This window comes from Streptomyces sp. NPDC000594, from assembly GCF_040299965.1.
Taxonomy (GTDB): Bacteria; Actinomycetota; Actinomycetes; order Streptomycetales; family Streptomycetaceae; genus Streptomyces.
In genome coordinates, this window is sequence record NZ_JBEPCY010000064.1 from 1 (window position 1) to 12,175 (window position 12,175).

Consider the following 12,175-nt stretch of genomic DNA (forward strand, 5'->3'; position numbering starts at 1 on the left):
CAGGTCTTCAGGACCGGGTCCTCGGTGTCCCACTGGTAGAGGTTCACCGTGCCGTCGTAGGCGTCGACGGTGGCCTTCACCGAGTTGCGGATGTATGTCGACGGAACGTTCCGTCGACAGGCGCACTCCGTCCGGGGACGCTCAGTGGATGATGCCGGTACGCAGTGCCACCGCCACCATCCCGGCGCGGTCGCCGGTGCCGAGCTTGCGGGCGATCCGGGCGAGATGGCTCTTCACGGTGAGCGCCGAGAGCCCCATCGAGACGCCGATGGCCTTGTTCGACTGGCCCTCCGCGACCAGCCGCAACACCTCGACCTCCCGTCCGGACAGCTCCCGGTAGCCGCCCGGGTGGCTCGGGGCACCCGGGGGGCGGCGGTGACCGAGGCGGGTGCCGGCGCCGATGGGGGCGGCACCCGGCCGGGTCGGATGGCCGATATTGGTCCGGGTACCGGTGACGACATAGCCCTTGACGCCGCCGGCGAGCGCGTTGCGCACGGCGCCGATGTCATCGGCGGCGGAGAGGGCGAGGCCGTTGGGCCACCCCGCCGCGCGGGTCTCCGACAACAGGGTCAGCCCGGAGCCGTCGGGCAGATGGACGTCGGCAACGCAGATGTCGCGGGGGTTGCCGACGCGGGGACGGGCCTCCGCGATGGACGACGCCTCGATCACATCACGCACTCCGAGGGCCCACAGATGGCGGGTGACGGTGGAGCGGACGCGCGGGTCGGCCACGACGACCATGGCCGTCGGCTTGTTCGGGCGGTAGGCGACCAGGCTTGCGGGCTGCTCAAGTAGAACGGACACCAGGCCTCCTGGGGGAAGGGTTCGGGACGGGCCGGCTCGGGGATGAAGCCGGGGCGAACCGATCGGTTCGGGTCACTGACCTCTTCGGCACCAAACGTGATCGCCTTTAGGGAAAGATCACGATTTAGTGAGTGATAAATGGTGCAATTCGGACGGATGATCGATCATCCTACGAACGAGCTGACGGAGCGTTACCGCCCCCGCCGCCCCGCCGGCCCCGGGCGCGCCCACGCGAACGCGCCCGCCCGTACTCACCGCTGCTGCGGCCCCCGGCGCTGCGGCAGGGTCACCACACCCGCCCCCGCCTCCGTACCGGCCACCGGGGACGGCTCAAGACCCGCGATCTGCGCCAGCAGATCGCACCAGGCCACCAGATGCGCACCGGTGTCCGGCACCCCGTCCCGGCCGGTCGCCGGCGTCCAGGAGGCCCGGATCTCGATCTGGGTCGCGGGCCGCCGGTCGGCCAGTCCACCGAAATAGTGAGATCCCGCACGGGTGACGGTCCCGCTCGGCTCCCCGTACCCCGGGCAGCGCGCCTCCAGCGCCCCCGTCAGCCAGGACCAGGACACCTCCGGCAGCAGCGGATCGGCCGCCATCTCCGGCTCCAGCTCCGCCCGTACCAGCGTCACCAGCCGGAAGGTCCCCGCCCACCCCTCGTGCCCGTCCGGGGCGTGCAGCAGTACCAGCCGGCCGTCGGCCAGCGCGTCCTCCCCCTCGGAGACCGTCGCCTCCAGGGCATACGCGTACGGAGCCAGCCGCTGCGGCGGACGGGCCGGCTCCAGCGTGATCTCCGGGCGGGGCGCCGCCGCCCGCAGCGCCTCCACCGCCCGCCGGAACGCGTGCGGGACCGTATCGCCTCCGGAACCGTCGGGGTCCCCGGTGCCGTTCGAATGATCAGGATGATCGGAAAAATGTCCCTGCGCCGCAGCCATGCGGGGAAGACTAGGCGGTACGGGTCCCGGGCGCTCGCCAAGACACCCGGGCCGGGGCCGCCACTTCTCCGGGCCGTGCGAAGATTTGGGGCGTGACGACCGACGACCGCCTCCAGGGCAGCCCCGCGGGCCAGCAGCAGCCGAAGCCGTACGACTCCGCCTTCCTCAAGGCGTGCAGGCGGGAGCCCGTGCCGCACACTCCGGTCTGGTTCATGCGGCAGGCGGGGCGCTCGCTCCCCGAGTACCTCAAGGTGCGCGAGGGCATCGGCATGCTCGACTCCTGCATGCGCCCGGAGCTGGTCAAGGAGATCACCCTCCAGCCGGTCCGGCGCCACAAGGTCGACGCCGCCATCTACTTCAGCGACATCGTGGTCCCGCTCAAGGCCATCGGGCTCGACCTCGACATCAAGCCCGGCGTCGGTCCCGTCGTGGCGGAGCCGATCCGCAGCCGCGCCGACCTCGCCCGGCTGCGGGACCTCACCCCCGAGGACATCTGGTACGTCACCGAGGCCATCGGGCTGCTCACCGAGGAGCTGGGCACCACCCCGCTGATCGGCTTCGCCGGAGCGCCCTTCACCCTCGCGAGCTATCTCGTGGAGGGCGGTCCCTCCCGCAACCACGAGCACACCAAGGCGCTGATGCACAGCGACCCCGAGCTCTGGGCCGATCTGCTGGACCGCCTTGCGGAGATCACCTCCGTCTTCCTCAAGGTCCAGATCGAGGCCGGGGCCTCGGCCGTCCAGCTCTTCGACTCCTGGGCCGGGGCGCTCGCCCCCGCCGACTACCGGGCCTCGGTCATGCCCGCGTCGGCCAAGGTCTTCGACACGGTCGCCGGGTACGGGGTCCCCCGGATCCACTTCGGTGTCGGCACCGGTGAGCTGCTCGGCGCGATGGGCGAGGCGGGCGCCGATGTCGTCGGCGTCGACTGGCGGGTCCCGCTGGACGAGGCGGCCCGCCGGGTCGGCCCCGGCAAGGCGCTCCAGGGCAACCTCGACCCCGCCGTGCTCTTCGCGGGCGAGCGGGCCGTGGCATCCGCCGCCGACGAGGTGCTGCGCGCCGCCGCCGGCCTGGAGGGCCATGTCTTCAACCTCGGCCACGGGGTGCTGCCCACCACCGACCCGGACGCGCTGACCCGGCTGGTCGCCCACGTCCACGAGCGCACCGCCCGCTGAACCCGGTACGGGACGGGGGCGGCGGCCGGGAAGACCCGCCCCGCCGCCCCGTCCCGCAGGGCGTGGCTCAGCCCGCCGCCCGGACCGCCGTCACCGCCTTGCGCGCCGCCACCAGCACGGGGTCCCACACCGGGGAGAACGGCGGCGCGTACCCCAGATCCAGTGCGGTCATCGCCTCCACCGTCATCCCCGCCGTCAGCGCCACGGCCGCGATGTCCACCCGCTTCGCCGCGCCCTCCCGGCCCACGATCTGCACCCCGAGCAGCCGCCCCGAGCGCCGCTCCGCCAGCATCTTCACCGTCATCCCCGCCGCCCCCGGGTAGTAGCCCGCCCGGCTGGTCGACTCGACGGTCGCGGTCACATACTGGAGCCCCACCGCCGCCGCGTCCTTCTCGCGCAGCCCGGTCCGGGCGATCTCCCGGTCGCAGACCTTGCTCACCGCGGTGCCCACCACCCCGGGGAAGGTGCCGTAACCGCCCCCGACATTGGCGCCGATGACCTGGCCGTGCTTATTGGCGTGGGTGCCCAGCGGCACATGGCGCTCCCGGCCCGAGACCAGGTCCAGCACCTCCACACAGTCACCGCCCGCCCAGACGGCGTCCTCGCCCCGTACCCGCATCGACAGATCGGTGAGCAGCCCGCCGTACGCGCCCAGCGGCAGCCCCGCGGCCCGTGCCAGCTCCGTCTCCGGCTCCACCCCGAGGCCCAGCACCACCACATCCGCCGGGAACTCCCGGTCCCCGGCGGCCACCGCGCGCACCCGCCCGTCCGGCCCGGTCAGTACGGCGGTGACCGCGACCCCGTTCACCGTGGTGATGCCCAGCCAGTCCATCGCCCGGCCGACCAACTCCCCCATGTCCGGGTCGAGGGTGGCCATGGGCTGGGCGGACCGGTTGACGACGGTGACCTCGAAGCCGCGGTTCAGCAGCGCCTCCGCCATCTCAACCCCGATGTACCCGGCGCCGACCACCACCGCCCGCCGCCCGGGGACCGAGCCGAGGTCGTCCAGGAGCGCCTGGCCGTCGTCCAGGGTCTGCACCCCGTGCACCCCCGGCGCGTCGATGCCCGGCAGCGGGGGGCGCACCGGCCGCGCGCCCGTCGCGATCACCAGCCGGTCGTACCCCGTCCACTCCTCCCGCCCGCTCTCCAGATCCCGGGAGCGGACCCGGCCGCCCGCCGTGTCGATCTCCGTCACCTCGGTCCGCATCCGCAGATCGATCGCCCGTTCCCGGTGCTCGGCGGGGCTCCGCGCGATCAGCTCGTCCCGGGTGGAGACCTGTCCGCCCACCCAGTACGGGATCCCGCAGGCCGAGTACGAGCTGAAGTGGCCGCGTTCGAACGCGACGATCTCCAGCTCGTCCGGGCCCTTGAGCCTGCGCGCCTGCGAGGCGGCGGACATGCCCGCCGCGTCGCCCCCGATGACCACCAGTCGCTCCGCTGTCATGGGGATCACGGTACGGGCGGATCGTCCCCGGTCCCGGTACGGGGTACGGGATCACCGCCCGCCGGAGTCCCCCGTACCGCCGGAGCCCTGGGTGCCGCCGGAGTCCCCCGTACGGTCGGAGTTCCCCGTACGGCCGGCCGACCGTGCCGACCGGGCCCGCACCGACCACCGCCACACCGCGAACCCGGCCCCCAGCACCACCGCGAACGGCAGCACCGCCCCGATCACCACCCCCGCCCAGCGCACGGTGGCCACCAGGGCGCCCACCCCGCCGCCGAACGCGGAGACAAAGCCCGGCCCGTCCTCGTCCCCGCCCCGCTTCCCGCTGTCGTCGCGCCGCTTCTGCTCGGTGAGCGAGAGCGTGATCGTCGCCAGCTCCGCCCGGCCCTCCAGCGACTCCCGCTTCGCCAGCAGCGCCTCCAGCTCCGCCTGACGCCTGCTCAGCTCTCCCTCCAGGGTCACCACATCGCTCAGCTTCCCGGCCCGGTCCATCAGCTCCCGCACCCGGGCCACACTCGCCCGCTGGCTGGAGATCCGGCTGCGGACATCCACCACCCGCTCCGTGACGTCCTCGGCGGTGGAGGAACGGTTCAGCAGCTTGCCGCTCCGTGCCAGCGCCGTCAGGGTGGTGTCATAGCGCCGCTGCGGCACCCGCAGCTCCATGATCGACTCCATCCGCCCCCCGCCGACCAGCCGGGTCGACTCATCGGCGACATGGCCCTCCACCGCCGTCACCAGACTCCGTGTCTCGGCCACCGTGCGGGGCACGCTCCTGACCCGCACCTCCAGCGAGGCGGTCCGCACGATGTGCGCACCCGACGCCCGCCCGCCCGGCGCGGGCTCCACCGCCGCGGAGCCCCCGGACCGTACCCCGTCGACCTTCTTCCGGGCCGCCGCACCGCCCGACCCGGCCTCGTCCCGCGCCTGGGCCGCCGAGGACGACGCGTCCTTCGAGGACTCCCCGGAGCACCCGGCCACCCCCAGCGCGCCGATCAGCACCAGCGCGGTGACCCCGTACCGTATCCGCATACCGACCCCCTGTGATCCACGGCGCCGCCCCTGTTCCGGGAAGCGGGCCACCGTCGTGCCGTCCGTGCTCTCCCGGTGGGCGACACCCACCGCTCCTTCGACGGAGCCCGCCGCCCCCGCGTTCGCCCCCGCCCGCTGCGAAGAGGTCACGGTCGGGACACGGAACGGCGTCTGAGAGAGTGGGGCCATGCAGCCTTCCCCGCATGCGGACAGCACCACCGCGCCCGGGACCGCACCCGGCCATGTCGTCGTCATCGGCGGCGGGATCTCCGGACTCGCCGCCGCCCACCGGCTGGTGACCGGCGGCGCACGGGTCACCGTCCTCGAAGCCTCCGGGCGCCCCGGCGGCAAGCTGCACGCCGGTGAGATCGCCTCGGCCCCCGTCGACCTGGGCGCCGAGTCCATGCTCGCCCGCCGCCCCGAGGGCATCGCGCTGGCCCGCGCCGCCGGACTCGGCGACCGGCTCCAGCCCCCCGCCACCGCCACCGCCTCGATCTGGACCCGGGACGCCCTGCGGCCCATGCCCCAGGGGCATGTGATGGGCGTCCCCGCCACCGCCGACGCCCTCGAAGGACTCCTCACCCCCGAGGGCGTCGCCCGGGTCGCCCGCGAACGCGAACTGCCCCCCGCCGTCCTCGACGACGACACCGCCGTCGGCACCCATGTCGCCGAACGCCTCGGCCGCGAGGTCGTCGACCGGCTGGTGGAACCCCTCCTCGGCGGGGTCTACGCCGGGGACGCCTACCGGATCTCCCTGCGGGCCGCCGTCCCCGCGCTGTACGCCGCCGCCCGCCGCCACGGCCATCTCCTCGACGCCGTCGCCGAGGTCCAGCGCGAGGCCGCCGCGCGCGGCGCCACCGGACCCGTCTTCACCGGCCTCGACGGCGGCATGGGCACCCTGCCCGAGGCCGTCGCCGCCGCCGTCCGCGCCGGGGGCGGCACCCTGCTGACCCGCACCCGCGCCCTGGGCCTCGCCCGCGCCCCCGAGGGCGGCTGGCGGGTGGCGACCGAGTGCGGCACCCTCGGCGCCGACGCCGTCGTCCTCGCCGCCCCCGCCTGGACCGCCGCCGAACTCCTCGCCGCCGAGTCACCCGCCGCCGCGGCGGAGATCGGCCGCATCGAGTACGCCTCCATGGTCCTGGTCACCCTCGCCTTCCGGCGCGCCGACACCACCGGCCTCCCCGCCGGCAGCGGCTTCCTCGTCCCCCCCGTCGACGGCCGCACCATCAAGGCCGCCACCTTCTCCAGCCGCAAGTGGTCCTGGGTGGCCGACGCCGCGCCCGACCTCACCGTGCTGCGCGCCTCCATCGGCCGCTACGGCGAGGAACAGCATCTGGAGTGGGACGACGCCGACCTCGTCCGGGTCGCCCTCGCCGACCTCCGCGCCGCCACCGGGCTCACCGCCCACCCCGTCGACACGGTCGTCACCCGCTGGATCGGCGGGCTGCCCCAGTACCCCGTGGGCCATCCGGAGCGGGTCGCCCGCATCCGTACCGAGGTCGCCAAACTTCCCGGACTGACCGTCTGCGGAGCCGCCTACGACGGGGTCGGCATCCCCGCCTGCATCGCCGACGGCACCCGCGCGGCGGACGAGATCCTCGCCACGCCGACCCTGGCGCGGGGCATGGATCACGGCACGGGACAATAGGCACATGAGTGCGCCCGAAAAGATCCCGAACGCAGGCAAGAAGGCCAAGGACCTCAACGAGGTCATCCGGTACACGCTGTGGTCCGTCTTCAAGCTGCGCGATGTACTGCCCGAGGACCGCTCCGGCTGGGCGGACGAGGTCCAGGAACTGTTCGACCGGCTCGCCGCCGAGGATGTGCGGATCCGCGGCACCTACGACCTCTCCGGACTGCGCGCCGACGCCGATCTGATGATCTGGTGGCACGCGGAGACCGCGGACGAGCTCCAGGCGGCGTACAACCTCTTCCGCCGCACCCGTTTCGGCCGCGCCCTGGAGCCGGTCTGGTCGAACATGGCGCTGCACCGCCCCGCCGAGTTCAACAAGTCGCACATCCCGGCGTTCCTCGCCGACGAGAACCCGCGCGACTATGTCAGCGTCTACCCGTTCGTCCGCTCGTACGACTGGTACCTGCTGCCCGACGAGGACCGCCGCCGGATGCTCGCCGACCACGGGAAGATGGCCCGCGGCTACCCCGATGTGCGCGCCAACACCGTCGCCTCGTTCTCCCTCGGCGACTACGAGTGGATCCTCGCCTTCGAGGCCGACGAACTCCACCGCATCGTGGACCTGATGCGCCATCTGCGGGCCTCCGAGGCGCGGCTGCACGTCCGCGAGGAGGTGCCGTTCTACACCGGTCGGCGCAGGTCCGTGGCCGAGCTGGTGGCCGGGCTCGCGTAAGCCCGGGACCGCGCCGGCCGGGCGCGGATCCGAAGGCGGTTTCCCACCCGGGGACCGACCTCGCGTAACATCCCTTCGCCGGGCCCTTCGGGTCCGAGCGACGCCCGTACCGGAGCCCAGCCAGGGTCTGGACGGCGCGGAAGCGAAGGCCAGGGCCGCACTCCGGCGGCCCCTGGCCTCTCGACCCGGAAGATCAGACGGCGGGCCGGGGCACCGGCCCCATCGCCCGCCGCTCCAGCGACACCGGGTCCGGCTCCGGGTGCGGCGCGCATGACGCGCGCCGCACCGGCGTCACCCCCCGCAGCAGATACTCCTCCAGATGCGCGTTCACGCAGTCGTTGGACCCTCCGGAGATCCCATGGGTCCCGGCGTCCTCCTCCGTGATCAGCACCGAGCCCCGCAGCCGCCGGGACAGCTCCTTCGCCCCCTCGTACGGGGTCGCCGCGTCCCGCTCGGCCGCCAGGATCAGCACCGGCGGCAGCTCACCGGTGGCGGTCCGCACCTCCAGCGGCTGGCGCCGGGGCGCGCCCCAGTAGGCGCACGGCAGATTCATCCAGGCGTTGTCCCAGGTCTCGAAGGGCGCCCGGCGGGCCAGCGCGGTGTTGTCCCGGTCCCAGACGGCGAACTCCTCCGGCCAGGGCGCGTCATTGCACTCGATGGCCGTATAGACCGCGGTGCCGTTCTCCACCGCCCGCGCGGCGCTCTTCCGGGGCGTCGCCTGGCGGACCAGCTCCTCCTCCCGCCCGCGCAGGAACTCCCCGAGCGCCCGTGCCCTCGGCTCCCAGAAGTCGTCGCTGTACGCCGCCGCCAGCATCGCCGCCTGGAGCTGGCCCTGGCCCACCGTGCCGCCCGCGGGCCGCACCGCCAGCCGGGCCCGTACCTCGTCATAGGCGCGGCCCACCGCCTCGGGGGTCGTCCCCAGGCCGAAGACCTCGTCGTGCAGGGCGACCCAGGCGCGGAAGTCGGCCCAGCGGCCCTCGAACGCCAGGGACTGATCGAGATTGCTCCGGTACCAGATTTTCTCCCGGGCCGGGTTCACCGGGGAGTCGAGGACCATCCGCCGCACATGGGACGGGAAGAGCGTCGCGTACAGGGCGCCGAAGTAGGTCCCGTACGAGGCCCCGACGAAGGTCAGCCGCTCCTCGCCGAGGGCCGCGCGCACCAGGTCGAGATCGCGGGCGTTGTTGAGCGAGGTGTAGTGGCGCAGCGCGTCGCCGGTCCGCTCGGCACAGCCCCGGGCATAGGCGCGGGCCTCGGCGATCCGCTCCCGCTTGAACGCGGGCGAGGGGTGGGTGGGGGAGGCGGTGGGGAAACGGAGGAACTCCGCGGGCTCTTGGCAGGAGAGCGGCGCCGAGCGGTCGACACCGCGCGGGGCGTACCCCACGAAGTCGTAGGCGCGGGCGATCGTCTCCCACTCGGGGACCTCCGCGAGCAGCGGGAACCACATACCGGAGGCGCCGGGGCCGCCCGGGTTGAAGACCAGGGAGCCCTGGTACGCGTCGCGCGGCCCGGTCGCCCGGCCCCGGCTCACGGTCAGCGCGATGCGGCGGCCGTCGGGTTCGGCGTAGTCGAGGGGGACCTCGACGGTGCCGCAGCGGACCGTCTCCGGCAGCGCCTCGGCGGCGGGGCAGGAGCCGAAGTCGACCCCCTCGGCCGCCGCGCGCCGGGCGGCCCGCTCGGTGCCGCGCGCCTCGGCGGCGGCGACGGTGAGATCCTCGGCCGGCGCCGCGAGCGCGGCGCCGGTCCCCGGGGCGGCGGCGGTGAGGGCGACCAGGGCGCCCAGGCCCGCCAGGAGTCCGGCCTTCGCCGCTGCTCTCATCGAGGTCCCTTCGTGCCGGTGTGTACGGGGCATTCGGGGAATCCTTCGCCGGGCGGTGCCGGGAGTAAAGCACCGCCGCGCGGTGTCGCGTCGGCGGGCTCCGACACGCCCCCGGCGTGCGCCTCAGCGCGGGTGGCCGAGGGCGCGGCGCAGGAGGGGGTCGGTGACGGCGTCGGGGCCGCGCAGGGCGACGGCGGTCAGGGCGGCGCGCTCGTCGCCGCCGGGGTCCGTCCCGGTCCGGGTGAGCAGCCACCGCCCGGCGGGGGAGGCCCAGCGGGTGTACGGGCGGACCTCGACGCGGGCGATGGCCAGACAGCTGAGCGAGGCGACGAGCGGGAGCGCGAACCAGAGCAGGGTCAGCAGCGGGCCGGGGCCGCCCGCCGGGAGGACCAGCGCGGCGAGGGCGCAGCCCACGGTGAGCGCGGCGGCGGTCCGCACCCCGCGCAGCGCGGAGACCATCAGCGCACGGGCGGCGGGGGGCACGGCGAGCCCGTCGCCGCTCAGCCGCTCCCCGAGGGCCCGCACCGGCGCGGAGCCGGCCGCGCGCTCCCGTATCCGCGCGGTCCGCTCCTGCCCGCCGGGCCCGGCCGCGCTCACCACCGCCCGCTCCAGCTCCCCGGCGGGCTCCGGCTCGACGACGGTGGCCCACCCGGTGTGGGCGAGCAGCAGCCGGTGGCGCAGATGCATCCCGAAGAGCGTCACATCGAGCACCCGGTACGGCCCGCCCACCAGGAACGCGGCCTCCTCCGGAGCGAGCCGCCGCCCCGTCACGGCCCGCCCCCCGCCCCCGGGCCCGGCGGCGACCACAGCCGCGGCACAGAGCCGCACACATCCGATGGCGGTGGCGATCCATGCCACCAGCAGAAGAGGAAACCAGAGCATGAGCCCGACTTCTACGCGCCCGGCCCGCCGCCCGCCACCGAATTTCACCTGCTGAGAGCGGTTTGCGGGTACGGGGGCCCGCACCGCACCGGGTCCGGCCCGCGCCCCGGCCGCCGCCCCGGGTGACTCCGCCGGTCCGCGGCGGGCGGGGTCACCCGGTCCTCGGGGCCCGTCAGCCGCAGCCGCAGCCGCCGCAGCCGCCGCAACCACCGCCGTCGCCTCCTCCTCCGTCTCCGTCTCCGCCACCGCCACCGTCCGTGCCGGCGGAGCCCCCGTCGGAGCCCGCGTATCCGGTGGTGGCGCCGCACCACTGGGCGGCGACGGGGGCGGCCCCGGCGGCGGCGGGGGCGGCGAGGAGGAGGACCGGGGCGGCGGCCGCGGCGACGAGGACGGTGCGGGCGGGGGTGTCCGGCAGGGCGCGGGCGCCCCGCAGGGCGAGCAGGGTCGCCGGGTCCTCGGTGGTGCCGTGCCGGGTACGGGCGGTGTCCAGCGCCAGCCGCCCGTCCCGGGTGACCAGCCGGCCGCAGCGGATCGCGAGGGTGATCCCGCCCACCAGCCCCGTCAAGGTCACCGGCAGCGCCAGCAGGATCAGGGGCACCTCGGTCCGCGCCCAGTCCACTTCATGACTCATCCCGGTGAGCACACCCGCGACGACCGTCGCCACGATCGAGACGACGGCCAGGACGCCGCCCCAGATCCGTAGGGTCTCCCGGCCCCGCGACGGCCGCTGGAGCAGCCCCCGGGAGGCCAGCCGGTCCCCGATCGCCTGGACCGCGCGGTCGCGCATCACCGCGCCCCGCAGCTGGGCCAGCGACCCGTTCGGCGCGCGCTCGATCGCCGTGAGCACCGCCCGGTGCACCGGATGGTCGGTGGTGCCCGGGGCGGCGGTCCCCTCCCCGGTGGCGACGACCCCCGGGTCGGCGACCCGGATCCGCCCGTCCGCCTCCAGCGCCGCGAGCGCGGTGTCCACGACCCTGGCCGGACCCCCGGTCAGAAAGGCCGCCTCATGGACATCGTGCAGGACGGGGAGCCTGGCACGGACCTTCCGGGTATGGGTCCGGTACTGGCTGGTGATCAGCGCGAGGCAGGGCAGTCCGAAGACGAGCAGGAAGACCGCGGCGGCGATGAGCATGGCTACCTCCGTACGAGAAGGGCGCGCGCGGCCCGGACGATCCGGCGCGCGCGGCGGGGGTCCCGGGGGGCGACCCGGGACTCCCACCACTGGGCGAGCCGGCGCCGGGCCCGCTCGTCGGCCGGGCCGCCCGCGATGAGCAGGTGCTCGGCGAAGCTCAGGGCGTCCTTGCGGTAGCCGTTCCGCATCGGGCGCTCCCGGGCGTACGCGAGGAACGCGGGGCGGAAGCCGTCGCCCAGGATCTCGGGCAGCTCGGGCGCGATCCGGGCGACCACGGAGGCCCGCTTGGCGAGGAGCGCCCGGCGCTGCTCACGGAGTCGGCGGGGGTCGAACCCCTCGGGCGCCGGGGTCCCCGCGACCAGGGCGGAGACAAGGGCGGTCTGGGCGAGGGCCAGCCGTTCCCGGGCCCGGTCCCCGTCGCCGTCCGCGTCCCCGGATCCCGTAGCCCCGGGCCTCGATCCCGTACCGCCGGATCCCGATCCCGTACCGCCGGACCCGGATCCCGTAGCCCCGGAGTCCGTACCGCCGGATCGGCCAAGGGCGAGCGAATGGGCGACTGTTGACGAGAAGTACCGGCGAGGGAGGGTCCCGGACC

General features: G+C 74.9%; 11 protein-coding genes and 1 pseudogene. 3 read left to right on the top strand and 9 right to left on the bottom strand.

The window, feature by feature from the left end:
• The 3 genes and pseudogenes from ABT354_RS37550 to ABT354_RS37560 all read right to left on the bottom strand — a co-directional run.
• Positions 1-152, bottom strand: a pseudogene (locus ABT354_RS37550) (UPF0182 family protein); the annotation flags it as partial.
• Positions 142-804, bottom strand: a complete 663-nt coding sequence (locus ABT354_RS37555) for a helix-turn-helix transcriptional regulator (protein WP_351502474.1) — start codon at positions 802-804, stop codon at positions 142-144. The gene ABT354_RS37555 and the pseudogene ABT354_RS37550, both read right to left, overlap by 11 nt.
• A 251-nt stretch (positions 805-1,055) precedes the next feature.
• Entirely contained in the window at positions 1,056-1,736 is a 681-nt protein-coding gene (locus ABT354_RS37560) for a DUF3000 domain-containing protein (protein WP_351502476.1), read from the bottom strand.
• A 92-nt stretch (positions 1,737-1,828) separates the two neighbouring features.
• Between ABT354_RS37560 and hemE the strand changes: the two genes are divergently transcribed.
• Complete coding sequence (gene hemE, locus ABT354_RS37565) at positions 1,829-2,908, top strand: uroporphyrinogen decarboxylase (protein ID WP_351502478.1); 1,080 nt, start codon at positions 1,829-1,831, stop codon at positions 2,906-2,908.
• A gap of 67 nt (positions 2,909-2,975) precedes the next feature.
• On the opposite strand, the gene ABT354_RS37570 is transcribed toward hemE, so the two are convergent.
• Both ABT354_RS37570 and ABT354_RS37575 read right to left on the bottom strand, forming a co-directional pair.
• A complete protein-coding gene (locus tag ABT354_RS37570) occupies positions 2,976-4,352 on the bottom strand; it encodes an FAD-dependent oxidoreductase (RefSeq protein ID WP_351502480.1) in 1,377 nt (458 codons plus the stop codon).
• 51 nt (positions 4,353-4,403) lie between these two features.
• Complete coding sequence (locus ABT354_RS37575; RefSeq protein ID WP_351502482.1) at positions 4,404-5,531, bottom strand: DUF4349 domain-containing protein; 1,128 nt, start codon at positions 5,529-5,531, stop codon at positions 4,404-4,406.
• 37 nt (positions 5,532-5,568) lie between these two features.
• Between ABT354_RS37575 and hemG the strand changes: the two genes are divergently transcribed.
• On the top strand, positions 5,569-7,029 hold the full coding sequence (gene hemG, locus ABT354_RS37580; RefSeq protein ID WP_351502484.1) for a protoporphyrinogen oxidase: 1,461 nt from the start codon (positions 5,569-5,571) through the stop codon (positions 7,027-7,029).
• 4 nt (positions 7,030-7,033) lie between these two features.
• Positions 7,034-7,747: a hydrogen peroxide-dependent heme synthase gene (hemQ, locus tag ABT354_RS37585; RefSeq protein ID WP_351502486.1), complete on the top strand. Its 714-nt coding sequence runs from the start codon at positions 7,034-7,036 to the stop codon at positions 7,745-7,747.
• 193 nt (positions 7,748-7,940) lie between these two features.
• On the opposite strand, the gene ABT354_RS37590 is transcribed toward hemQ, so the two are convergent.
• The 4 genes from ABT354_RS37590 to ABT354_RS37605 form a co-directional block, all read right to left on the bottom strand.
• Positions 7,941-9,566: an alpha/beta hydrolase gene (locus ABT354_RS37590; protein ID WP_351502488.1), complete on the bottom strand. Its 1,626-nt coding sequence runs from the start codon at positions 9,564-9,566 to the stop codon at positions 7,941-7,943.
• Between the two features lie 123 nt (positions 9,567-9,689).
• On the bottom strand, positions 9,690-10,448 hold the full coding sequence (locus ABT354_RS37595; protein ID WP_351502490.1) for a TIGR04222 domain-containing membrane protein: 759 nt from the start codon (positions 10,446-10,448) through the stop codon (positions 9,690-9,692).
• A gap of 172 nt (positions 10,449-10,620) precedes the next feature.
• The gene (locus tag ABT354_RS37600; protein WP_351502492.1) at positions 10,621-11,580 is read right to left on the bottom strand and encodes a TIGR04222 domain-containing membrane protein; all 960 of its coding nucleotides are present in this window, start codon (positions 11,578-11,580) and stop codon (positions 10,621-10,623) included.
• 2 nt (positions 11,581-11,582) lie between these two features.
• Positions 11,583-12,175: SCO6045 C-terminal-like domain-containing protein (locus tag ABT354_RS37605; protein ID WP_502983578.1), on the bottom strand; the 593-nt coding region annotated here is incomplete at its 5' end.